The 21902-nt window shown below is 66.9% G+C and carries 20 protein-coding genes and 2 pseudogenes; 12 read left to right on the top strand and 10 right to left on the bottom strand.

Annotated features, from left to right (window positions below; genetic code table 11):
* Positions 1 to 477, bottom strand: coding sequence for a chorismate lyase (locus tag FIU88_RS17405; protein ID WP_152480271.1), 477 nt, complete (start codon positions 475 to 477; stop codon positions 1 to 3).
* Between the two features lie 138 nt (positions 478 to 615).
* Between FIU88_RS17405 and FIU88_RS17400 the strand changes: the two genes are divergently transcribed.
* From FIU88_RS17400 to FIU88_RS17390, 3 genes are all read left to right on the top strand, one after another.
* Positions 616 to 1776, top strand: coding sequence for an NAD(P)/FAD-dependent oxidoreductase (locus tag FIU88_RS17400; protein WP_152480031.1), 1161 nt, complete (start codon positions 616 to 618; stop codon positions 1774 to 1776).
* A 166-nt stretch (positions 1777 to 1942) separates the two neighbouring features.
* Positions 1943 to 2218: an HU family DNA-binding protein gene (locus FIU88_RS17395; RefSeq protein ID WP_016855929.1), complete on the top strand. Its 276-nt coding sequence runs from the start codon at positions 1943 to 1945 to the stop codon at positions 2216 to 2218.
* Positions 2219 to 2294: 76 nt separating this feature from the next.
* The gene (locus FIU88_RS17390) at positions 2295 to 2651 is read left to right on the top strand and encodes a hypothetical protein (protein WP_016855928.1); all 357 of its coding nucleotides are present in this window, start codon (positions 2295 to 2297) and stop codon (positions 2649 to 2651) included.
* Between the two features lie 232 nt (positions 2652 to 2883).
* On the opposite strand, the gene recG is transcribed toward FIU88_RS17390, so the two are convergent.
* On the bottom strand, positions 2884 to 4965 hold the full coding sequence (gene recG / locus FIU88_RS17385) for an ATP-dependent DNA helicase RecG (RefSeq protein WP_152480030.1): 2082 nt from the start codon (positions 4963 to 4965) through the stop codon (positions 2884 to 2886).
* Complete coding sequence (locus FIU88_RS17380) at positions 4962 to 5882, bottom strand: hydrogen peroxide-inducible genes activator (protein WP_016855926.1); 921 nt, start codon at positions 5880 to 5882, stop codon at positions 4962 to 4964. Before FIU88_RS17380 ends, recG begins: the two co-directional genes overlap by 4 nt.
* Before the next feature lie 101 nt (positions 5883 to 5983).
* Here FIU88_RS17380 and FIU88_RS17375 point away from each other — a divergent pair, with 101 nt between their 5' ends.
* Entirely contained in the window at positions 5984 to 6859 is an 876-nt protein-coding gene (locus tag FIU88_RS17375) for an SDR family oxidoreductase (protein ID WP_152480029.1), read from the top strand.
* Here the strand turns inward: FIU88_RS17375 and thpR are convergent.
* From thpR to FIU88_RS17345, 6 genes are all read right to left on the bottom strand, one after another.
* A complete protein-coding gene (thpR, locus tag FIU88_RS17370) occupies positions 6856 to 7413 on the bottom strand; it encodes an RNA 2',3'-cyclic phosphodiesterase (protein WP_152480028.1) in 558 nt (185 codons plus the stop codon). The two genes, FIU88_RS17375 and thpR, sit on opposite strands and share 4 nt — an antisense overlap.
* A 159-nt stretch (positions 7414 to 7572) precedes the next feature.
* Complete coding sequence (locus FIU88_RS17365; protein WP_016855923.1) at positions 7573 to 7962, bottom strand: RidA family protein; 390 nt, start codon at positions 7960 to 7962, stop codon at positions 7573 to 7575.
* A 90-nt stretch (positions 7963 to 8052) separates the two neighbouring features.
* A complete protein-coding gene (locus FIU88_RS17360) occupies positions 8053 to 10185 on the bottom strand; it encodes a bifunctional (p)ppGpp synthetase/guanosine-3',5'-bis(diphosphate) 3'-pyrophosphohydrolase (RefSeq protein ID WP_016855922.1) in 2133 nt (710 codons plus the stop codon).
* A gap of 54 nt (positions 10186 to 10239) precedes the next feature.
* Positions 10240 to 10503: a DNA-directed RNA polymerase subunit omega gene (rpoZ, locus tag FIU88_RS17355; RefSeq protein WP_016855921.1), complete on the bottom strand. Its 264-nt coding sequence runs from the start codon at positions 10501 to 10503 to the stop codon at positions 10240 to 10242.
* 126 nt (positions 10504 to 10629) lie between these two features.
* Entirely contained in the window at positions 10630 to 11244 is a 615-nt protein-coding gene (gene gmk, locus FIU88_RS17350) for a guanylate kinase (RefSeq protein ID WP_152480027.1), read from the bottom strand.
* A gap of 79 nt (positions 11245 to 11323) precedes the next feature.
* Entirely contained in the window at positions 11324 to 12520 is a 1197-nt protein-coding gene (locus FIU88_RS17345) for an MFS transporter (protein WP_016855919.1), read from the bottom strand.
* Positions 12521 to 12763: 243 nt separating this feature from the next.
* Here FIU88_RS17345 and FIU88_RS17340 point away from each other — a divergent pair, with 243 nt between their 5' ends.
* From FIU88_RS17340 to FIU88_RS17325, 4 genes and pseudogenes are all read left to right on the top strand, one after another.
* The gene (locus FIU88_RS17340; protein WP_152480026.1) at positions 12764 to 13201 is read left to right on the top strand and encodes a hypothetical protein; all 438 of its coding nucleotides are present in this window, start codon (positions 12764 to 12766) and stop codon (positions 13199 to 13201) included.
* Positions 13202 to 13521: 320 nt separating this feature from the next.
* Positions 13522 to 14295, top strand: a complete 774-nt coding sequence (locus tag FIU88_RS17335) for a glutaredoxin (protein ID WP_152480025.1) — start codon at positions 13522 to 13524, stop codon at positions 14293 to 14295.
* A 16-nt stretch (positions 14296 to 14311) separates the two neighbouring features.
* A complete protein-coding gene (locus tag FIU88_RS17330) occupies positions 14312 to 15655 on the top strand; it encodes an APC family permease (protein ID WP_152480024.1) in 1344 nt (447 codons plus the stop codon).
* Positions 15656 to 16039: 384 nt separating this feature from the next.
* Positions 16040 to 16763 (top strand): annotated as a pseudogene (locus tag FIU88_RS17325) (L,D-transpeptidase family protein); the annotation flags it as partial.
* A 32-nt stretch (positions 16764 to 16795) separates the two neighbouring features.
* On the opposite strand, the gene FIU88_RS17320 reads toward FIU88_RS17325, so the two are convergent.
* Complete coding sequence (locus FIU88_RS17320) at positions 16796 to 18049, bottom strand: IS256 family transposase (RefSeq protein ID WP_152478300.1); 1254 nt, start codon at positions 18047 to 18049, stop codon at positions 16796 to 16798.
* Positions 18050 to 18354: 305 nt separating this feature from the next.
* Between FIU88_RS17320 and FIU88_RS17315 the strand changes: the two are divergent.
* The 4 genes and pseudogenes from FIU88_RS17315 to FIU88_RS17300 form a co-directional block, all read left to right on the top strand.
* Positions 18355 to 18525, top strand: a pseudogene (locus tag FIU88_RS17315) (MerR family DNA-binding transcriptional regulator); the annotation flags it as partial.
* Positions 18526 to 18624: 99 nt separating this feature from the next.
* Positions 18625 to 19878 carry an IS256 family transposase gene (locus tag FIU88_RS17310; protein WP_152478300.1) on the top strand — a complete coding sequence of 418 codons (1254 nt, stop codon included), beginning with the start codon at positions 18625 to 18627 and terminating at the stop codon, positions 19876 to 19878.
* Positions 19879 to 19961: 83 nt separating this feature from the next.
* Complete coding sequence (locus FIU88_RS17305; RefSeq protein WP_152480023.1) at positions 19962 to 20633, top strand: thioredoxin domain-containing protein; 672 nt, start codon at positions 19962 to 19964, stop codon at positions 20631 to 20633.
* 41 nt (positions 20634 to 20674) lie between these two features.
* Positions 20675 to 21898, top strand: a complete 1224-nt coding sequence (locus FIU88_RS17300) for a M23 family metallopeptidase (protein WP_172977735.1) — start codon at positions 20675 to 20677, stop codon at positions 21896 to 21898.
* Positions 21899 to 21902: the final 4 nt, after the last annotated feature.

The raw sequence follows: 21902 nt of genomic DNA, 5'->3' as shown, positions 1-21902 counted from the left end.
CTATCGCGCCGGCAGGGCCAGGTCATCCGCCATGGCGTCGAGGAAGAACTCCTGGACCAGCACCGCGAAGCGGCCGTGGCGCAGCACCGAGCGGCGACCCCAGGGGCCGGGCGCGTCGTGGAAGGGCGCCGGGTCGGCGCTGACCTCGATGGGGCCGCGCTCGAGGCCGGGCTGGCGGAACAGCCAGTGCCCCAGCGAGCGCTCGCCGAGGCCCGCCAGCCGCTGGCCGTGCAGGCCGTGGAGCGGGGCCACCGAGCGCGCCATCACCCAGGGACGGTCGCCGAGACACAGCGCGACCTCGCGCCGCCAGACCAGGCGGTCCGGCGCCGTGCCCAGCGCCATGGCCTCGTCGCGGCGCGGCCGGCCCAGGCGCTGGTCGAGCAGCCTGACCCGGAAGCGGCGAGGCGCGCCGGCCTCGATCAGCCGCTGGGTCAGCGAGCCCCGGGTGGCGATCCAGCGCCACCAGGCCGGGCTCATGGCGGGGCGTGCCGCCGCCAGGGGGCGCCAGCGGGGCGAAAGGGCCGGTGCGTGATTCACTGCGCGACTCCGCGTCCAATGCAAGGGGCGGCTAGTGTACCATGGCGGCCCGTCGCGCCCCCTGCAGCGAGGAGCCCCATGAGCGCACCCCTGACCATCATCGGCTCCGGCATGGCCGGGCTGGGCCTGGCGCGCCAGGTCCGGACCCGGCAGCCCGAGCGCCCCATCACCCTGATCACCGCCGACGGCGGCGAGGACTACTCCAAGCCGCTGCTCTCCACCGGCTTCGCCAAGCGCCTGCCGCCGGATCGCCTGGCCTCGTGCAGCGCCCTGGAGGCGGCCGACCGGCTCGGCGTGACGATGCGCACGCACACCCGGGTCGAGGCCATCGATCCGGCCGCGCGCACCCTGGCCCTCGGCGCCGAGCGGCTGCCCTGGGGCGAGCTGGTGCTGGCCACCGGCGCGGCGCCGGCGCCGCCCTTCGCCATTCCCGAGGCGCTGGCCGGCCGGGTCCATACCGTCAACGACCTCGACGACTACCGCGCCTTCCACGCCGCCCTGGCGGCGCTGGGCCGCCCGGCCCGGGTCGCCGTGGTCGGCATCGGCCTGGTGGGCTGCGAGTTCGCCAACGACCTGGCCGCCGGCGGCCATGCGGTCGAGCTGATCGCCCCGGAGGCGGCGCCGCTGCCGCGGCTGCTGCCCGAGCCGCTGGGCCGGGCGCTGGGCGAGGCCTTCGTCGAGGCGGGCATCGCCCTGCACACCGGGCGCACGGTCGACGCGCTCTCGCCCGAGGGCGAGCGGGTGGCGCTGGGCCTGGACGACGGCACCGCCCTCGAGGCCGATCTGGTGCTGGTGGCCACCGGGCTGCGGCCGCGCAGCGCCCTGGCCGAGGCCGCGGGGCTGGCCGTGGGGCCGGCCGGCATCCTCGTCGATCGCCGGCTTTCGACCTCGGCGCCCGGCATCCATGCGCTGGGCGACGTGGCCTGCGTCGATGGCGTCAATGCCATGTACGTCCAGCCGCTGCAGGCCGGGGCCAAGGCGCTGGCGGCGACGCTTGCCGGCACGCCCACCGAGGTGCGCTACGGCCCCTGGCCGGTGCTGGTGAAGACGCCGCTGCTGCCGGTGGTCTCGCTGCCGCCGACCCGTGCGCCCGCCCGCTGGCGCATCGAGGGCGAGGGGGCGGATCTGACCGCCCTGGCCGAGGATGAAGACGGACGTTTGATCGGATTTGCGTTGACAGGCGCCTGCGTGCGTCGGAAAGTCGAACTGGCGCGCGCTGCACCGCCGTTGCTAGGCTAGTGACGTCAACGACGGCGCCCCCGGAGTTCCGGACCCGGCAGCGGCGTTGCCACACGGCGTCATGCGTCTGCCTCACATGGCATGGCAGGCGGGTGGTGCATGAATCAGCGCGAACAACAACGCGGCCGATGGGATCATCGGCAGGATGTCAAACCAGGAGGGCTGTATGCGCAAACCAGAACTCGCCGCGGCGATCGCCGAGCGTGCCGATCTGTCCAAGGACAAGGCCAGCCAGGTGCTGAACGTCATTCTCGACGAGATCACCGGCAGCGTGTCCGACGGCAAGGATGTCTCGCTGATCGGTTTCGGTACCTTCACCGTGCGCGAGCGTGCCGCCCGCACCGGCAAGAACCCCCAGACCGGCGAATCCCTGACCATCCCGGCCAGCAAGACCGTGGCCTTCAAGCCCGGCAAGGGCCTCAAGGACGCCGTCGCCAAATAAGGCGCGACGCGCGGCTCGATCCCCGGGCCGCGCGGCCTCATCCCCTCATTTCCGCTTTCCGGCCAACGGTGTACCGATGAAGCTACGCTTGATGCTGTGGGTGCTCGGCGTGCTGCTCAAGCGTGCGCTGCGGCGCAAGCCCGCCTTTCGCGATCGCCTGGGTGACCTGAAACGCCTCGACTGGGGCATCGGCACCGAGGATCTCGCCATCGCCCGCCACTACCGGATGACGCCCCGGGGCATCGAGACCGGCAGTGGCCTGCCGGTGGATCTCGACCTGGAGCTGCGCTTCGAGGACGCGGACACGGCGCTCCGGGTGCTCAGGAAGCCGACCCAGAAGGCCTTCCTCGACGGCATGATGGCCGGCCGCGTTCGGCTGGTCGGCGACGCCAGGGACCTCGACCGCCTGCAGGGCCTGCTCAAGCACCTGTAGCGCCGAGCCACAAGCGCCGAGCGACAAGAAACCCCGAAGGCTTCCACCCTCGGGGTTTTCTTTTGCTTCCGGCGATTTCACGCTGCTGGCTTGCAGCTTGCAGCTTGCAGCTTGCAGCTTGCAGCTTGCAGCTTGCAGCTTGCAGCTTGCCGCTTGCCGCTTGCCGCTTGCCGCTTGCCGCTTGCCGCTTGCCGCTTGCCGCTTGCCGCTTGCCGCTTGCCGCTTGCCGCTGTCAGACCTGCCCGTAGCGCCCGGCTTCCTCGCCCAGCCAGCGGCGGATCAGCGGCCGGCTGGCCTCGGGGTGCTCGGCCAGCAGCGCCTCGGCCAGCGGCGAGATGCGCGGCAGCAGGTCGGCGTCGCGTTCCAGATCGGCGATCTTCATCTGTGCCAGGCCGGTCTGGCGGGTGCCCAGCACCTCGCCGGGGCCGCGGATCTCCAGGTCCTGCTCGGCGATGCGGAAGCCGTCGTTGGTCTCGCGCATCACCGTCAGCCGCTTGCGCGAGTGATCCGACAGCGGCGGGTGATAGAGCAGCACGCAGAAGCTCGCGGTGGCCCCGCGCCCGACCCGGCCGCGCAGCTGGTGCAGCTGGGAGAGGCCCAGCCGCTCGGGGTTCTCGATGATCATCAGGCTGGCATTGGGCACGTCGACGCCGACCTCGATCACCGTGGTGGCCACCAGCAGGTCCAGCTCGCCGGCCTTGAAGGCGGCCATCACCTCGGCCTTCTCGGTGGCCTTCATGCGGCCGTGGACCAGGCCCACGGCGAGCTCCGGCAGCGCCTCGACCAGCTCGTCGCGGCTGGCCTCGGCGGCCTGGCACTGCAGCGCCTCGGACTCCTCGATCAGGGTGCAGACCCAGTAGGCCTGGCGGCCCTCGGCGCAGGCGTGGCGGATGCGCTCGACCACCTCGGGGCGGCGCTCGTCGGGCACCACCACCGTCTTCACCGGGGTACGCCCGGGCGGCAGCTCGTCGATCACCGAGACGTCCAGGTCGGCGTAGGCGCTCATCGCCAGGGTGCGCGGGATCGGCGTGGCGGTCATCACCATCTGGTGGGGCGTCAGGCCGCCGGCCTCGCCCTTCTCGCGCAGCGCCAGGCGCTGGTGGACGCCGAAGCGGTGCTGCTCGTCGATGATCGCCAGGCCCAGGCGCTGGAAGTGGACATCGCCCTGGAACAGCGCATGGGTGCCGACCACCATCTGCGCCCGGCCGTCGTGGATCGCCGCCTTGGCGTCGAGCCGCGCCTTGCCCTTGAGCTTGCCCGCCAGCCAGGCCACCTCGATGCCGAGCGGCTCGAACCAGGCCTTGAAGGCCCGATAGTGCTGCTCGGCGAGGATCTCGGTGGGCGCCATCATGGCCGCCTGGCAGCCGCCGGCGATGGCGGACAGCGCCGCCATGGCGGCGACCACGGTCTTGCCCGAGCCCACGTCGCCCTGCACCAGGCGCAGCATGGGCCGCTCCTCGGCCAGGTCGGCGCGGATCTCGTCGAGCACCCGGCGCTGGGCGCCGGTCAGCGAGAAGGGCAGCTGGGTCAGGAAGCGGGCCTGCAGGCCGCGGCCGTCGGACAGCGCCGGCGCGCCGTCCTCCTGGATGCGCAGGCGTACCTCGCGCAGGCTCAGCCGGTGGGCCAAGAGCTCCTCCAGGGCCAGTCGGCGCGCGGCCGGGTGGCGGCCCTCGGCCAGCGCATCCGGGTCGGCCTCCGGCGGCGGATGGTGCAGCTCGCGCAGGCAGTCATGCAGCTCGGGCAGGGCGTACTGGTGGCGCAGCGACTCGGGCAGCCATTCCGGCAGCGCCGCGGGGGCCTGGGCGAGCCGGGCCAGGGCCTGGTCGATCAGCGCCCGCAGGCGCGTCTGGTGCAGCCCCTCGGTGGTCGGGTAGATGGGCGTGAGGTGGTCCTCCACCGCCGGCGCGCCCTCGCCGATCAGGCGATATTCCGGGTGGTAGATCTCGAGCCCGGTGGCGCCGGCCCGGGCCTCGCCGAAGGCGCGCACCCGGGCGCCGGGACGGAACTGCTGCTGCTGGGCCGGCGAGAAGTGGAAGAAGCGCAGGCTGAGGATGCCGGAGCCGTCGCGCAGCCGCACCAGCAGGCTGCGGCGCCGGCCGCGCACCACGTCGGCGGCCATCACCTCGCCCTCGACCACGGCCTCGTCGCCGGAGCGGAGGCCGGCGACGGGGGTGATGCGGGTGCGGTCCTGGTAGCGCAGCGGCAGGTGGAACAGCAGGTCGGCGACGGCATCGATGCGCAGGCGGCCCAGCTTCTGGGCCAGCGCCTCGCCGACGCCCTTGAGGTCCGTGACGGGGGCGTCGAGGCCGCTCATGCCGGCTCGGTCGTGGCCGCGCGGCAGTGGGCGATGGCGTCGGTCACCGCGTCGATGGCCTGGGGCCGCGGGAAGCTGGCGCGCCAGGCGATGGCCACGGTGCGCCCGGGGCCGGGCGGCGTGAAGGGTCGGCTGGTGAGCAGGCCGCTCTCGTAGTGGCCGGTGCCGATCGCCGAGCGCGGCAGCACGGTGATGCCGAGCCGCGAGGCGACCATGTGGCGGATGGTCTCCAGCGAGCCGCCCTCGGCGGTCAGGGTGTTGTTGGGGCTGTTGAGCTTCTGGCTGATCGCCGGGCAGGCCTCGAGGATCTGGTCGCGGAAGCAGTGGCCCTCGCCGAGCAGCAGCAGGCGCTCCTGCAGCAGGTTCTCCTTGTCGATGCTCTCGCGCTCGGCCCAGGCGTGGTCGGCCGGCATCAGCACGTCGAAGGCCTCCTCGTAGAGGGGCTTGGTGACCACGTCGGTCTCGGTGAAGGGCAGCGCGACGATGATGGCGTCGAGCTCGCCGCTGCGCAGCTTGCGTCGCAGCTCGCCGGTGAAGCCCTCCTCGATGTAGAGCGGCATCTGCGGCGCGCGGCGGGTCAGCTCCGGGATCAGGTGCGGGAACAGGTAGGGGCCGACGGTATAGATGGCACCGATGCGCAGCGGGCTGGCCAGCTGGTCGCGGCCGGCGCTGGCGAGCTCCTTGATCACGCTGCTCTGTTCCAGCACGCGCTGGGCCTGCTCGACGATCTTCTCGCCCAGCGGCGTGACCTGTACGGTGGACTTGGAACGCTCGAACAGTGCCACGCCCAGTTCTTCCTCCAGCTTCTTGACCGCCACCGAGAGGGTCGGCTGGGACACGAAGCAGTGTTCGGCGGCGCGGCCGAAGTGGCGTTCCTGGGCCAGGGTTACGATGTAACGGAGTTCTGTTAGAGTCATTTCGGTGCCGGGGCTTCCTCGATTGTCGATGTGTCGCGGGCCCCACCCATAGGGCACCCCGAGGTCGTCATAGGGACTTTTTATCAGGGGGCGAGGGAAAGGTGAAGACAACGACGCTGATTCTGGGTTGTGGTGATATCGGCACGACGCTGGGCCGGGAGCTCAAGGCGGACGGCCACAAGGTCATCGGGGTGCGCCGCGATGCCGCCAAGCTGGCCGACAGCGGCCTGAAGGCGGTGTCGGCGGATCTCGGCGACGCCGCGGCGCTGGCCGAGCTGCCGGACGCGGAGGTGCTGGTCTACGTGGTCAGCGCCGACCGCTTCGAGGAGGAGGCCTATCGGGCGGCCTATCCGGACGGGCTCAAGGCGGTGCTGGCCGAGTTCGGCGCCCGCCGGCACCCGCCGAAGCACGTCTTTTTCGTCTCCTCCACCAGCGTCTACGCCCAGCAGGGCGGCGAGACGGTGGACGAGGCAAGCCCCACCGAGCCGGGCGGCTTCTCCGGCGCGCTGATGCGCGAGGCCGAGCAGGCGCTGATCGATCACGACCTGCCGGGCACGGTGGTGCGCTTCTCCGGCATCTACGGCCCGGGGCGCGACCGCCTGATCCGCCAGGTCGGCGAGGGGCGCATCGCCGCCGCCACGCCGCCGATGTACTCCAACCGCATCCATCGCGACGACTGCGCCGGGGTGCTGGCCCATCTCATCGGGCGGGCGCAGGCCGGCGAGTCGCTGCATGAGCTGTATCTGGCCAGCGACTGCGAGCCGGCGCCGCTCCACGAGGTGATGGCCTGGCTGGCCAAGCAGCTCAAGGTAGAGGCCACCGAGACCATCCAGTCGCCGCTGCGCCGCCGGGCCAGCAAGCGCTGCGACAACGCCCGCCTGATCGAGAGCGGCTATCGCTTCCGCTTCCCCACCTTCCGCGAGGGCTATCTGCAGGTGCTGCGCGAGGGCGGCTACCTGCCCGAGGCCACCACCTAGCGCCCCTCCTCCCCCCGGCCGTCGGCCGACACGCCCGGGTGCGGCCCGGGCGTGCGGGCCAGGCACGCATAGTGGCTGCCCCGCGGGGTGACGGTCGAGCGGATCAACTCGATGCGCGAATACGTCCAGTCCAGCGACACGGCCGGCAGGTCCTGGCCGGGCGGCCTTGCGGCCCGGCGCAGCAGGGTGACATGCGGCACGAAGCGCTCGGGGCGCCCCTCGACGCCGAGCCGCTCGAGCCCCTCCCACAGCTGGTGCTGCAGGCCGACGAGTGCCGGATCGGGCTCGGCGCCGCCGACCCAGACGATGCCCGGACGGCGGAACTGGCCCCAGCGGTCGAGTCGCCAGCGGCCGGGAAGCAGGGTGAAACGCGTCAGCCAGTCGGCGATGGCCGTGGCCCGGGCGTCGGGCTGCTCGCCGAGGAAGGCGAGCGTGAGGTGAACGCTGTCGTCCGGCATGCGCCGGCCGCCGCAGCGGGACTGGGCGGTATCGGCCAGAACGCCGAGCCGCCGGCGCAGGGCCGGCGGCGGTACCAGGGCCAGAAACAGGCGCATGGTGCGTCAGACAGCGTGCCCGGCCTCGAGAGTCTGATGGCCGGCGGCAAGGTGTAGCGAGGGTCCTACGCCAGGGATGGGTTCACAGCGCCCTCGCGATGGTCCGGCACTCCGGGGCTTGTCGCCGGCCTTGCTCTGTTCTTGGCCGGGGTAGCGCTATCAGTCGCCGATGACCAGCACGGCTTCCGCCTCGACCTGGCTGCCCTTGGGCAGGGCCTTGACGCCGACGGCGGCGCGGGCCGGGTAGGGCGCGTCGAAGAACTCTTCCATGATGCCGTTGACGATGGCGAAGTTGTCCAGGTCCACCAGGTAGAGGTTCAGCTTGACCACGTCCTTGAGGCCGCCGGCGGCTTCCTCGGCCACGGCCTTCAGGTTGGCGAAGACCTGACGGGCCTGGGCCTCGAAGTCGTCGGAGACAATCTCCATGGTGGCCGGGTCCAGCGGGATCTGGCCGGACATGTAGACGGTGTTGCCGGCCTTGATGGCCTGGGAGTAGGGGCCGATGGCGGCGGGTGCCTGGTCGGTGTTGATGACGGCCTTGTTGCTCATGGTGTGCTCCATGTGTTGTTGGCGATGATGGGGGTGTCCAATGACAGCGCCCCCGTCCGCCGCGACCGCGACGGACGGGGGCGCTGAGACTCAATTGCCCAGGCGGGTGATCTTGCCGACGTGGGACAGGTTGCGCAGGCGCTTGATGATGCGCGCCAGGTGCACGCGGTTGCGCACCGACAGGGTCAGGTTGACGATCGACAGCCGGGCGTCGCGCTCCTCGATACCGATGCGCTCGATGTTGGCTTCGGCGTCGGTGACCAGGCTGGCCAGCTCCGCCACCAGCCCGCGGCGGCTCTCGATCTCCAGGCGCAGCGGCACCGGGAAATCTTCGTCGGCCTGATCGGACCACTCGAGGGCGAACAGCTTGTCCGGGTCGCTCTTGAGCTCGGCCAGGTTGCGGCACTCGGTGCGGTGGACGACGATGCCCTTGCCCACCGAGAGGTGGCCGATGACCGGGTCGCCGGGCAGCGGATGGCAGCAGCGGGCGAACTTGATCACCATGCCCTCGGCGCCGCTGATCACGATCGGCCCCTCCTGGGGCGAGCTCTCCACGGTCGGCAGCTGCTCGCCGTGATGCAGGTCGACCAGGCGTCGGGCGGCCACGTGGGCGACCCGGGCGCCGAGGCCGATCGATTCCAGCAGGGCGTCCTGACTCTTCAGTTCGAGCTCGGCCAGCAGCGTGGCCATCGGCCCGCCGGGCAGCTCCTCGAGGCTGGTCTCGAACTCCGCCAGCGCCTTGTTGAGCAGGCGGCGGCCGAGCTGCACGGCCTCGGTGTGCTGCTGGTGCTTGAGCGCGTGGCGAATGGCCGAGCGCGCCTTGGCGGTGACCACCACGTTGAGCCAGGCCAGGCTGGGCCTGGCGGCAGGGGCGGTGATGATCTCCAGCGTCTGGCCGCTCTCGAGCCGGGTGGAGAGCGGTGCCAGATGGCGGTCGATGCGGCAGGCGATGCAGCTGTTGCCGATGTCGGTGTGCACGCTGTAGGCGAAGTCGATCACCGTGGCGCCCTGGGGCAGCTCCATGATGTCGCCCTTGGGCGTGAACACGTAGATATCGTCCGGGAACAGGTCGTTCTTGACGTGCTCGATGAACTCCAGCGAATCCCCGGCGTGGCGCTGCATCTCGAGCAGCCCCTTGATCCAGGAGCGGGCCCGGGCGTGGCTGCCCTCGGCGATCGGATGATCGGTCTGGCCGGCCTTGTACAGCCAGTGGGCGGCGATGCCGTTGTTGGCCATGGCCTCCATCTCGCGGGTGCGGATCTGCACCTCGATGGGCATGCCGCCGCTGCCGAACAGCGTGGTATGCAGGCTCTGGTAGCCGTTGGCCTTGGGGATGGCGATGTAGTCCTTGAAGCGTCCGGGCACCGGCTTGTAGAGGTTGTGCACCATGCCGAGGATGCGATAGCAGCTGTCGACGTCGTCGGTGATGATGCGGAAGCCGAACACGTCCATGATCTCGGCGAACGACTTCTTCTGGTCGCGCATCTTCTTGTAGATCGACAGCAGGTGCTTCTGACGGCCCATCACCGAGCCGCTCAGGCCTTCCTCGTCGAGGCTGTTCTGCAGGGTGTCCTGGACCTGGCGGATCGCCGAGCGGCGGTGGCCGCGGGCGCTGGCCACGGCGCGCTTGATACGCTCGGCCCGCATCGGGTGGATGGCCTGGAACGAGAGGTCCTCGAGCTCGACGCGGATGGTGTTGATGCCCAGCCGGTTGGCGATGCGGGCGTAGATCTCCAGCGTCTCGCGGGCGATGCGGCGCTTCTTCTCCGGGCGCAGCGCGCCCAGGGTGCGCATGTTGTGCAGCCGGTCGGCCAGCTTGACGATGATCACCCGGATGTCCCGGGACATCGCCATCACCATCTTCTGGAAGTTCTCGGCCTGGGCGACGGCCTTGTCCTCGAAGGTGATCTGGGTCAGCTTCGAGACGCCGTCGACCAGCTCCGCCACGGCCTCGCCGAACTGTGCGCCCAGGGCCTGCTTGGAAACGCCGGTGTCCTCGATGACGTCATGCAGCATGGCGGCCATCAGGCTCTGATGGTCCATGTGCATGTTGGCCAGGATGTTGGCCACCGCCAGGGGATGGGTCACATAGGGCTCGCCGGAGCGACGGCGCTGGCCGTCGTGGGCCTGCTCGGCGTAGTAGAAGGCACGCTTGACCTGCTGGATCTCGTCCTGGGGGAGGTAGCCGCCGAGGCGGTCGGCCAGGTCATCGATGGTGAACATGCGGCGTGCCCTGAAGGTTACGTGATGGCCGTGCGGATGGCGGCGACGCCGGCATCACTCCTCGGCGGGGATGCCCGGTTCGCCTTCGGGGCGCGGACGCGCCGGGGCGGCTTCGATCGGCTCGTCCAGCACGCTGGAGTCGACCAGGCCGTCGGCGATCTCGCGCAGCGCCATCACGGTGGGCTTGTCGTTTTCCCAGGGCAGCAGGGCATCGCGGGAGCCGCGGGCCAGCTGGCGAGCGCGCTGGGTGGAGATCATCACCAGCTTGAAGCGATTTTCGACGTTTTCCAGACAGTCTTCGACGGTAACACGCGCCATGGATGCCTTCCTGAATGCTGACGGGCGAAGCCCCGGCCGGCGCCGCTGCGCCCCGGGGATTCACCGATGAATAGAGGGGTTAGATTACTCGACGCCCGGCTCGCCTGACAAGCGCCGCGGCCGCGCTCAGGAGAGCAGCGCGGCCAGCAGCGGCGCGTGGCGTTCGCGGGTGCGTTCGGCGCTCAGGCGCCGGGCGATGACCAGCGACTGAAGCTCGCGCTCGGCGGTGGTGAAGTCGTCGTTGATCACCACGTAGTCGTACTCGTCATAGTGCGACATCTCGCTGACCGCCTCGCGCATGCGCCCGGCGATCACGGCGTGCTCGTCGGTGCCGCGGCCGGACAGGCGACGCTCCAGCTCCTCCCGCGAGGGCGGCAGGATGAAGATCGAGACCGCCTGGGGCAGCTGCTCGCGGACCTGACGGGCGCCCTGCCAGTCGATCTCCAGGATCACGTCCTGGCCGGCGGCCAGCAGTTCCTCCACGGCGCGCCGCGAGGTGCCGTAGTAGTTGTCGAACACCCGGGCATGCTCGAAGAAGTCGCCCTCGGCGATCATGCGCTCGAACTCGGCCCGGTCGACGAAGTGATAGTTCACGCCGTCAACCTCGCCTTCGCGGCGCGGCCGGGTGGTGTGCGACACCGAGACCTGGATGCCGTCGAGGCGTTCGATCAGCTCTCGTACCAGGCTGGTCTTGCCGGCGCCGGAGGGGGCGGAGACGATGAAGAGCGTACCTTGGGGCATGGCGGGTCCTGCGATATCGACGGCTGCGGAGGAGGGCGCGAAGTATCGCACACTTCGTGCCCGTGCCCCAGCCTTGGCCTCAGGCCGCGGCGGCCCTGATCTCGCGGCGCTCCAGATAGCGGCCGGTGAAGAACATCGCCAGCCCGCCGAGGGCCAGCACGGCGCCGACCAGGCCGCTGGACGACCAGGGCGCGCCGCCCTTGATCACCACCGCGGCCAGCCAGGCGCCCAGGGCGTTGGCGCAGTTGAAGGCGGCGTGGTTCATCGAGGCGGCCATGGTCTGGGCATCGCCGGCGACGTCCATCAGCCGGGTCTGCAGCGCCGGCCCCAGCGCCATGCTGGTGCCCACCAGGCCGACGAACAGCAGGCCGGCGATCAGATGGTTGGCGGCGAAGAAGAAGCCGGCCTGCACCACCAGGCACCACACCAGGATGCGGGGGATGGCCTTGAGCAGATGCTTGTCGGCCAGCCGTGCGCCGACCAGGTTGCCGACGATGGTGCCGACGCCGAAGATCGTCAGCACCCAGGGCCCGATGGCTTCGCGCATGCCGGCCTGAGCGGAGAGGGTCGGCACCACGTAGCTGAACACCGCGAACATGCCGCCGAAGCCGATGCTGGCCACGCCCAGGGTGAACAGCACGCGCTGCTTGGCCAGCGCGGTGAGCTCGCGCTTGGGGCTGGCATGGGGATCGGGCGCCTGGCTCGGCACCCACAGGCGGATCAGCGCGGCGGTGGTCAGGGCGATGGCGCCGACGCCGAGGAAGGCGCTCTGCCAGCCCAGCCACTGGCCGGCCCAGGTGGCCAGCGGCGCGCCGACCAGGATGGCGGTGGTCAGGCCCAGCATCACCCGGCTGACCGCCTGGGCACGCTGCTCGATGGGCACCGCGGCGGCCGCGACCAATGCGGCAACGCCGAAGTAGGCGCCGTGGGGCAGGCCGGCCAGGAAGCGCAGCCCGACGAACGGCCAGAACGAGGTGGCCATGGCGCTGGCGACGTTGCCGACGGCGAACACCAGCATCAGCACGATCAGCAGGGTGCGGCGCGGCACCCGGGCGGCCAGCGCGGAGATCAGCGGTGCGCCGACCACCACGCCCAGGGCGTAGCTGGAGATGGCGTAGCCGACATCGGCGGCGGCGACCTGAAGATCGCCGGCGACCCGCTCCAGCAGGCCCATGATCACGAACTCGCTGGTGCCGATGCCGAAGCCGCCGAGGGCCAGCGCGAGCTCGGCCAGGCGGGGGTGGCGCGCGGTGGCGCCGGCAGAGGGTGTCGACATGGTAGACCTCGGGAAATAAAAAAGACCCTGACGGAGTCAGGGTCGCGTAAAATTACTACAAAAGTATAACGCAGATGTCGTTAGGAAGCGAAGAGGCCCGGAGGGCGGGCGCGGTGTCGCCTCACTCGATGTTCTGGATCTTAAGGTTGATTTTCTTAAAAAATATATTATTAATCAATTGCTTGAAGAATGTGAGTGGTGAATTTTCATGAGGGACTACCCGGTATACTACCCGGTTGGCTGATGACTCCCAATCGCCATCCCTTCGTGGTGGGTCGAGAGTACTGGCTGTTCAACCTCACTCAGAGCGATGCGCGGTCAAGCGCGGCTCTCTACAGCCTGATCGAGACGGCCGAGACCAGTAGCCTCTTGCCCTACGAGTACCTGCAGTTCGTGTTCGAGACGCTGCCGACCTTCGGCGAGGAAGCTGGACTCAGCTCCCTGCTCCTGGCACTGGAAGGAGATCCTACCGGCTTGAGAGGGGCTGATACAGATGAAGTTTCTGGATCGCATAGGAGCGGGCGGCCTGACGGTAAATCAGGCTGTACCACTCTCGCCGAGCCAGTCCGCGGCATATTCAAGGCGATCTACTACCGCATGTCGCTGGTGCTGGACACCGAGAACCTCTCGCCCTGGCTCGGTTCCACGCTCCACCACGTCGCTCATTACCTGCCCGCCTAGCGGATCATCCACTGGCCGGTGAGAATGAGGGTAAATCGACCTATTAGGACGATGCGGAACTATCGAGTCCGTCGACTATGCGCCCTAAATATTCGTCAGGCTCTATATATAATGCTGTTAGCCTTCTATGGGTGACAACTCATCACTCGTACCGGTCACCGCAACCGTTCGACTGCGCAACCTTGTCAAAGCAGGCAGCTTGACCTTTGGGTTGCACAATGGTTCTAGCCTATTGACTTTATCAGGGTCATGGCCGAAGTGCTTGGCTGTGAATGCCACATTCGCGAATGCCTTTCAGGCACTGAAGGAGGTGAAAGCCTATGAGTAGCGTTGCGTCGGCGTCTGCTGCACCGCACAAGACGGCCCGTGTCTACCGTATGAAGACGGAAGAGCACCTCTGCCCGTTTGGCCTGAAGACCGTGGATCTTCTCAAGCGCAAGGGCTATCGAGTCGATGATCACACCCTCACCTCGCGGGAGGCGATCGAGGCGTTCAAGGAGCAGGCCGGTGTCGATACCACGCCTCAGGTCTACATCGGCGAGGAGCGCGTGGGGGGCTATGAGGAGGTTCGCGCCCACCTGGGCATGAGCGTGCCCGGCGAGAAGGAGACCACCTATCAGCCGGTCATCGCCATCTTCGCGACATCCTTGCTGATCGGCCTGGCGGTGAGCTGGGCGGCCAGCGGCACGCTCGTGTCTCTGCGTATGCCGGAATATGCGGTCGCCACCGCCATGACCCTGCTGGGGCTCCAGAAGCTGCAGGATATCGAGAGCTTCAGCACCATGTTTCTCAACTATGACCTGCTCGCCCAGAGACATGTGCCTTACGGCTACGTCTACCCCTTCGCCGAGACCCTGGCCGGTATCCTGATGCTGGCGGGGGCCCTGATCTGGCTCGCGGCGCCACTGGCGCTGTTCATCGGCACGGTAGGGGCCGTGTCGGTCTTCAAGGCCGTCTATATCGACAAGCGGGAGCTCAAGTGCGCCTGCGTGGGTGGCAACAGCAACGTGCCCCTGGGCTTCGTCTCCTTGACCGAGAACCTAGTCATGATGGGCATGGGGCTCTGGATGCCGCTGAAACAACTCATTCTTTGAGGAAACGGAGGCAGGGATGAACGACTCCTCGGATCGTGCACCCGAATACGAGGAGGGTAGCCTGACCCTGGCGGGCGCGGTTGCCCTAGGCACGGGGGTCATGATCGGGGCCGGTATCTTCGCCCTGACCGGCCAGATGGCACAGATGACGGGGTGGCTGTTCCCCCTGGCGTTTCTGTCGGCGGCCGTGATCGTCTCCTTCAGTGCCTACTCCTATGTCCGAATGTCCAGCACCTACCCCTCCGCCGGGGGGATCGGCATGTATCTGCAGAAGGCCTATGGCTCGACATTGCCGACCGCCTTTCATGCCTTGCTGATGTACTGTTCCATGGTGATCGCCCAGAGCTTTCTGGCCAGAACCTTCGGGTCCTATACCCTGCAGCTGTTCGACGTCGAGAACCGCTCCCTGCTGGTGCCGTTACTGGGGGTAGGGCTGCTGTTGGCGGCCTTCCTGATCAACCTGTCGGCCAATCGGCTGATCGAGGGAGTCGCCTCCGTGCTGGGTGTCATCAAGATCGGGGGAATCGTCGTGTTCGGCGTGGTCGGGGTCTTCGTCGCCGACTCGCTGAAGATGGACGTGTCATCATCAACAGCGCCCCAGGCTTCCCTGTCAGGCTTTCTGGGGGCCACGGCCCTGGGTATCCTGGCCTTCAAGGGGTTCACCACCATTACCAACAGTGGGTCGGAGCTCAAGGACCCCCACCGCAATGTAGGCAGGGCGATCATGATCTCGATCGCTCTGTGCGTGGTGATCTACGCGCTGGTGGGCTTCGCCGTCGCCAGCAACCTGTCACTCCAGGAGATCATCAAGACCCAGGATTATTCCCTGGCGGCTGCCGCCAGGCCGGCACTGGGCGAGGCGGCGGTCTGGTTTACCGTCATCCTGGCGATGCTGGCGACGGCGGGTGGTATCATCGCCAGTGTCTTCGCCGTATCCCGCATGCTGGCCATGCTGACCGAGATGCGGCTGGTGCCTCACCGCCATTTTCATATGCCCGGCAGTATCCAGAAGCACACCCTGGTCTACACGATCGTGCTGGGCTTGCTGCTGACCGCGTTCTTCGACCTCAGCCGCATCGCCGCGCTGGGCATCATCTTCTACCTGATCATGGACATCGCGATTCACTGGGGGGTATTTCGCCACCTCAGGCACAAGGTCAGCGCCAGGCCCGCGATACCGATCATTGCCATCCTGCTGGATATCGTCGTGCTGGGAGGCTTCGTCTGGGTGAAGGCTACCTCCGATCCGCTGGTATTGATCGTCGCCGCCGTGGTGATGGGCCTTATCCTGGTGGGGGAGAGGCTGTTCCTGTCAAAACGTGAACCGCCGGCCGGCGATGATCACTCGCATACTCATTGACCCCGGTCGGATATACCATTTGCTGCTTGGCGCATGTCGTCGTGCCGTTCGGGAACGGGCACTGGCAGAGCATGATGCCGGGGACCATGCCATCCACCATCATGTTCGGCTCCGTATTGTCTGCTCGTCATTCCGGGAGCATCTTCCGCTGTATGGCTATTGGTCTCGAGCCTGGTTGGATTGCTGAGCCAGCTGTATAGCTTCGTGCTCTCCGAGCTTGAGAAGTTCGCGAACCAGATCGCGAACCTCCGGGAACTTGGCCCGCCCCTCCAGGTATCGGTACAGATCGACTCCCTGATCACAGAGGTTTTTGGCATGAAGATTGACAACGATTGGCCTGGCCTCACAGGAGTGAGTCAGGCTCTGCGTTGGCTGCAGGCTGCGATGGTACTGCTGGCCGCTGGGAGTGCCGCCCTCCAGGCGGCTGAGGTGCCATCCGACTGGCCCAAGGGCCAGTACCCATTGCCCAGGGGGGGGCGACCTCATTGGGCAGGACTACACCGTCGAAGCGGATACCGGGGAGACGTTGCTCGATCTCGCCCGCGAGCATAATTTGGGTTACGAGGAGATTCGTCGCGCAAATCCCGATCTCAGCGTCTGGATGCCTGGGGAGGGTATCGAAGTACTGATTCCAGCGCAGCGCCTGCTGCCGCCGGTACCCCGCGAGGGCATCGTGATCAACCTCGCCGAACTCCGCCTCTACTATTATCCGGAAGTGGAGGAAGGCGAATCGCCGCGGGTCGAGACCTACCCCATCGGCATCGGTCGTGAAGGTTTCGACACCCCGCTTGGCAAGACCGAGACCACCATGCGCATCGAGAACCCAGCCTGGTACCCTCCCGAGTCGGTGCGACAGGAAGCGGCGGCGCGTGGCGAGGAGGCACCCGCAGTGGTCCCCCCAGGGCCGGATAACCCCCTCGGCGACTACGCGATCCTGCTCGGCTTCGACGGTTATCTCATCCACGGCACCAACCGGCCAGACGGCATCGGCATGCGTGCCAGCCGTGGCTGTATCCGAATGTTCCCCGAAGACATTCAATCGCTCTTCGAGCGGGTTCCCGAAGGCACTCCGGTCAACATCATCGATCAACCGATCAAGGCTGGCTGGCATGAGTTATTGTCAAATCTGGTGGATGACGGTCAGGCCGCATTCCTGTCTGACTGATCGGCTACCTGCTCCCCGTCCTGGAACTTGACGTTGCTGACGACCAGCTCCAACTTCTGGAAGTGCTTGATCCGCCTCCAGCGTTTCTGGGCGGTCTGGAGCAGTTTGAAGACCATCGCCAGGGTCGTGTCCCGAGAGCCGCAGTTCCGGCTGCGCTTGGTCCTCAGGCGGACCGTGGCGAAGGTCGACTCGATCGGGTTGGTGGTGCGGATGTGCACCCAATGCTCTGCCGGGAAGTCATAGAACGCCAGCAGCTCGTCCCGATCCTTGGCCAGGCATTCCATCGCCTGGGGGTATTTGGCGCCGAAGCGCTTCAGCGTGCGGTCGAAGGCCTGATGGGCCGCCTCGCGCGTCTCGGCCATCCAGATCTCGTGAAGGTCGGCCTTGATCTTGGGCTGCACCGACTTGGGCAGCTTGTTCAGCACATTGGCCGTCTTGTGGACCCAGCAACGTTGGTGCGCCGTGGTCGGATAGACCTTGCTCAGCGCCTTCCAGAAACCGAGCGCACCATCACCGATCGCCAGCCTGGGGGCCTCTGTCAGGCCACGCTCTCGCAGGCCCGTGAGCAGTTCTTTCCAACTGGCTTCCGACTCGCGATGGCCATCCTCGACGGCGACCAGTTCCTTGCGGCCATGCGCCGTGACGCCGATGATCACCAGCAGACAGAGGCGGTCATCCAACCGCACATTGCTGTAGACGCCATCGGCCCACCAGTACACATAGCGGCGGTCCGCCAGGTCCCGCTGACACCAGACCTTGTGCTCGTCGAGCCACTGGGCCTTCAGTCGCGAGACCGTGTTGGCCGACAGCCCCTTCGCCTGGTCACCCAGCAGGGCCGACAGGGCCTCCTGATAGTCGCCGGTGGAGACGCCCTTGAGATAGAGCCAGGGAATCAGCTCCTCGACGCTACGGGCCCGTTTCAAGTAGGGCGGCAACAGGGTGCTGTTGAAGCAGGCCTGGCCGCCACTTCGGTCCCGCACCTTGGGCACCTTGACGGTGACGTCACCGATGCCAGTCTGCACGGTGCGCTCCGGCAGATAGCCGTTGCGTACCACCGCCTGCCGACCGTCCTCCAGAGTCGTGTCGGCATACTGAGCCAGGAAGGTGGCCAACTCGGCCTCCACGGCCTTGGCGATCAGGTCTCGTGCCCCTTGGCGCAACAATTCGTGCAACGGGTCAGAGGTCTCGGGTTCTGGCTGCGACAGGGCTCGGAGAGTAGAATCGGTCATGGCGTATCCGCTCTTGTTGATTGAGATCTTGGTCGTGATCAATCAACAGGATACGCCACCCTTCCTACCTCCTCCCGTACACCAGAAATCACCATAGCTCCGCAGCGAGTGGCCAGGGCCACACGCCTGAACGGCGCCAAAAAAGCAGGCGTCAAGCTTACAAGCTCTAGCTGGTACAGGTTCAACACCTGCTTCCCGCGCATCTCCGCAAGGCGTCCGGCAAAGCCGTTGCCTCGGATCACCTGCCAACTGAGCAGGTGCGTGAGCACCACTCTCACCCGTAGCTAACTACGGATACAAACATCATGCAGCGACATGCCGCTAGCGTGACGGACACCATGACCAACGGCGGTCTGGCGTGAGCAGCTGGCGTCCATGTCGTGACCATCCGTTATTACCAGCGACGCGGGATATTGCTGGAGCTGGAGCGGCCTCCCGGCAGTATCCGTCGCTATGGCACGGCCGACGTGGCGCGGAGCTATGGTGATTTCTGGTGTACGGGAGGAGGTAGGAAGGGTGGCGTATCCTGTTGATTGATCACGACCAAGATCTCAATCAACAAGAGCGGATACGCCATGACCGATTCTACTCTCCGAGCCCTGTCGCAGCCAGAACCCGAGACCTCTGACCCGTTGCACGAATTGTTGCGCCAAGGGGCACGAGACCTGATCGCCAAGGCCGTGGAGGCCGAGTTGGCCACCTTCCTGGCTCAGTATGCCGACACGACTCTGGAGGACGGTCGGCAGGCGGTGGTACGCAACGGCTATCTGCCGGAGCGCACCGTGCAGACTGGCATCGGTGACGTCACCGTCAAGGTGCCCAAGGTGCGGGACCGAAGTGGCGGCCAGGCCTGCTTCAACAGCACCCTGTTGCCGCCCTACTTGAAACGGGCCCGTAGCGTCGAGGAGCTGATTCCCTGGCTCTATCTCAAGGGCGTCTCCACCGGCGACTATCAGGAGGCCCTGTCGGCCCTGCTGGGTGACCAGGCGAAGGGGCTGTCGGCCAACACGGTCTCGCGACTGAAGGCCCAGTGGCTCGACGAGCACAAGGTCTGGTGTCAGCGGGACCTGGCGGACCGCCGCTATGTGTACTGGTGGGCCGATGGCGTCTACAGCAATGTGCGGTTGGATGACCGCCTCTGTCTGCTGGTGATCATCGGCGTCACGGCGCATGGCCGCAAGGAACTGGTCGCCGTCGAGGATGGCCATCGCGAGTCGGAAGCCAGTTGGAAAGAACTGCTCACGGGCCTGCGAGAGCGTGGCCTGACAGAGGCCCCCAGGCTGGCGATCGGTGATGGTGCGCTCGGTTTCTGGAAGGCGCTGAGCAAGGTCTATCCGACCACGGCGCACCAACGTTGCTGGGTCCACAAGACGGCCAATGTGCTGAACAAGCTGCCCAAGTCGGTGCAGCCCAAGATCAAGGCCGACCTTCACGAGATCTGGATGGCCGAGACGCGCGAGGCGGCCCATCAGGCCTTCGACCGCACGCTGAAGCGCTTCGGCGCCAAATACCCCCAGGCGATGGAATGCCTGGCCAAGGATCGGGACGAGCTGCTGGCGTTCTATGACTTCCCGGCAGAGCATTGGGTGCACATCCGCACCACCAACCCGATCGAGTCGACCTTCGCCACGGTCCGCCTGAGGACCAAGCGCAGCCGGAACTGCGGCTCTCGGGACACGACCCTGGCGATGGTCTTCAAACTGCTCCAGACCGCCCAGAAACGCTGGAGGCGGATCAAGCACTTCCAGAAGTTGGAGCTGGTCGTCAGCAACGTCAAGTTCCAGGACGGGGAGCAGGTAGCCGATCAGTCAGACAGGAATGCGGCCTGACCGTCATCCACCAGATTTGACAATAACTCCTCGCTGCGCGCCGAGGTTCGTGGGTTAATCCGGTCATCTCGTGAGGAAATAAGATGATACGACGTGCGGCTGTTATCTTGGTGGGCGCGCTGGTCCTGGTGGCCATTATCGTTGCCGTTTCGAATCCCTCGTTGGTTGGAGCCGCATCGGAGTCGGCGAGTCGAGAGGCCGATAACATCCTCGTCCGCTCTCATTCGCCGATCCTGGGGCCCGATGACGCGCCGGTCACCATCGTCGAGTTCTTCGATCCGGCCTGTGAGGCCTGTCGCGCCTTCTATCCGCTCACCAAGAAAATCCTGGACACCTACCCCGACCAGGTACGCTTGGTGGTGCGCTATACCCCCTTCCATGGCGAGGTGTCAGAAACGGCCATTCGCGTGCTGGAAGCCGCCAGGCTGCAGGGGCGCTTCGCGCCGGTGCTGGAGGCACTGCTGGCTCGCCAGAACCAGTGGGCGGCCCACGGCAGCTTCGATGAAGCCGCCATCCTGGAGATCGCCAGCCAGGCCGGGCTGGACAGCGCCCAGGCGCAGGAGCAACTCGACTCTCCCGAGATTCAGGCGGTATTCGAGCAGGATAAGGAAGACGTCAAGGCCAATCAGATCAGTCAGACACCGACCTTCTTCGTCAACGGCGAATTGCTGGCTCCCTTCGGCATGCAGGAATTGGTCGACGCCGTACAGCGCCAAGTCGCTGAGCTGTCCAATGACGATGGCGGGACATCATGAAGGGGTGGTGGCTGTTGGTAGGGCTGATGGGTATCGGCCCCATGCTGGCCGAAGCCAATTGGCGAGGGAGCGTTTTATCGTCACCCGTGAAGACCCGAGCCGTCGAGAAATCGTCCGTGGAACGGGGACTATCATTGCCTCGGCTTGCTCAAGCGCTCGATAGCAACACCCAGAGGCTCACCGTGGCTCCGGGCGACACCCTGGATCGCCTGCTGCGGCGTCTTGGTTTGGATGTCGCGACCCGTGCCGCGGTAGTGGCGGCGATGAGAGGCGAGTTCGATCCGACCAGACTGCAGCCCGGTCAGCGCGTATCGGTGGCCTCATCGGCGGCTGGGAAACCGGTGTCGGTCGCCATCGAGCGTGAGTCGGGTGTCCGACACGTCGTGACGCTGGGGCAACGACCGGAGGCGCGCACGGTGCGGCCACGAGCCGACACCCTGGCGTTCGCCCGCAAGGTCGAGGTCGAGACTTCCCTATCTGCCTCGTTGGCGGCGGCGGAGGTGCCCAAACATTTCGCTGCAGATCTCGAAAGCCTGCTGGGCGACATCCTGGATACCGGTCATGACGTCAGGGACGGAGAACGACTGCGACTGCTATGGGAGGAGAGGCGGCGGCAGGATGGTTCACGGGTGGGACGACCACGCCTGACCTATGCGGGATTTGGTGGGCTTGGGTGGCGCCTGGAGCTGGTTTGGCCGGCGGATCAGCCAGGCATGGTGATGTTGTTCCAGGATGGCGAACTCCAGCGCGTCTTGCGCTTCCCGGTCGAGGGGGCACGCCTGACGTCATCATTCGGCAATCGACGCCATCCCGTGTATGGGGACATTCGGCGGCATGACGGAATCGACCTTGCCGCTCCTAGAGGCACGCCCGTGGTGGCGACTGGCCCTGGCCGCGTGACCTTTATCGGTTGGCGGGGCGGCTATGGGCGTGTCGTCGAGATCGATCATGATTCCGGTGCCGTCAGTCGCTACACGCATCTTAGCCAGTTTGCCGAAGGGCTCGAGGTCGGTGATGGGGTGGAGGCCGGGGATAACCTCGGTGCCGTAGGGGCGACGGGGCTGACCACGGGGCCCAACCTTCACTATGAGATCAGGCTGGATGATCGTCCGATCGATCCTCTGGCAGAGGGACAGCGGATCATTCGAGGGAAGAATACGTCGGGTGACGACAAGATGTCAGCGCTCGTGGAGGCACGAACGCGCCTGCTGCGCGTGATGGAGACTTCGATTTCCCCCGAACTGGCGGCGCTCGTCTCCCCTTGAGTCC

The sequence above is a fragment of the Halomonas sp. THAF12 genome (assembly GCF_009363675.1).
GTDB lineage: Bacteria > Pseudomonadota > Gammaproteobacteria > Pseudomonadales > Halomonadaceae > Halomonas > Halomonas smyrnensis.
Note: the sequence above shows the minus strand (reverse complement) of the source record. Positions and strands in the feature narration are given on the sequence as shown.

Excerpts from the sequence above, each read along its gene's own strand:
- FIU88_RS17405 (WP_152480271.1), bottom strand. The coding sequence starts at position 477 with ATGAGCCCGGCCTGGTGGCGCTGGATCGCCACCCGGGGCTCGCTGACC.
- FIU88_RS17400 (WP_152480031.1), top strand. The coding sequence starts at position 616 with ATGAGCGCACCCCTGACCATCATCGGCTCCGGCATGGCCGGGCTGGGC.
- FIU88_RS17395 (WP_016855929.1), top strand. The coding sequence starts at position 1,943 with ATGCGCAAACCAGAACTCGCCGCGGCGATCGCCGAGCGTGCCGATCTG.
- FIU88_RS17390 (WP_016855928.1), top strand. The coding sequence starts at position 2,295 with ATGAAGCTACGCTTGATGCTGTGGGTGCTCGGCGTGCTGCTCAAGCGT.
- recG (WP_152480030.1), bottom strand. The coding sequence starts at position 4,965 with ATGAGCGGCCTCGACGCCCCCGTCACGGACCTCAAGGGCGTCGGCGAG.
- FIU88_RS17380 (WP_016855926.1), bottom strand. The coding sequence starts at position 5,882 with ATGACTCTAACAGAACTCCGTTACATCGTAACCCTGGCCCAGGAACGC.
- thpR (WP_152480028.1), bottom strand. The coding sequence starts at position 7,413 with ATGCGCCTGTTTCTGGCCCTGGTACCGCCGCCGGCCCTGCGCCGGCGG.
- FIU88_RS17365 (WP_016855923.1), bottom strand. The coding sequence starts at position 7,962 with ATGAGCAACAAGGCCGTCATCAACACCGACCAGGCACCCGCCGCCATC.
- FIU88_RS17360 (WP_016855922.1), bottom strand. The coding sequence starts at position 10,185 with ATGTTCACCATCGATGACCTGGCCGACCGCCTCGGCGGCTACCTCCCC.
- rpoZ (WP_016855921.1), bottom strand. The coding sequence starts at position 10,503 with ATGGCGCGTGTTACCGTCGAAGACTGTCTGGAAAACGTCGAAAATCGC.
- gmk (WP_152480027.1), bottom strand. The coding sequence starts at position 11,244 with ATGCCCCAAGGTACGCTCTTCATCGTCTCCGCCCCCTCCGGCGCCGGC.
- FIU88_RS17345 (WP_016855919.1), bottom strand. The coding sequence starts at position 12,520 with ATGTCGACACCCTCTGCCGGCGCCACCGCGCGCCACCCCCGCCTGGCC.
- FIU88_RS17340 (WP_152480026.1), top strand. The coding sequence starts at position 12,764 with ATGACTCCCAATCGCCATCCCTTCGTGGTGGGTCGAGAGTACTGGCTG.
- FIU88_RS17335 (WP_152480025.1), top strand. The coding sequence starts at position 13,522 with ATGAGTAGCGTTGCGTCGGCGTCTGCTGCACCGCACAAGACGGCCCGT.
- FIU88_RS17330 (WP_152480024.1), top strand. The coding sequence starts at position 14,312 with ATGAACGACTCCTCGGATCGTGCACCCGAATACGAGGAGGGTAGCCTG.
- FIU88_RS17320 (WP_152478300.1), bottom strand. The coding sequence starts at position 18,049 with ATGACCGATTCTACTCTCCGAGCCCTGTCGCAGCCAGAACCCGAGACC.
- FIU88_RS17310 (WP_152478300.1), top strand. The coding sequence starts at position 18,625 with ATGACCGATTCTACTCTCCGAGCCCTGTCGCAGCCAGAACCCGAGACC.
- FIU88_RS17305 (WP_152480023.1), top strand. The coding sequence starts at position 19,962 with ATGATACGACGTGCGGCTGTTATCTTGGTGGGCGCGCTGGTCCTGGTG.
- FIU88_RS17300 (WP_172977735.1), top strand. The coding sequence starts at position 20,675 with ATGCTGGCCGAAGCCAATTGGCGAGGGAGCGTTTTATCGTCACCCGTG.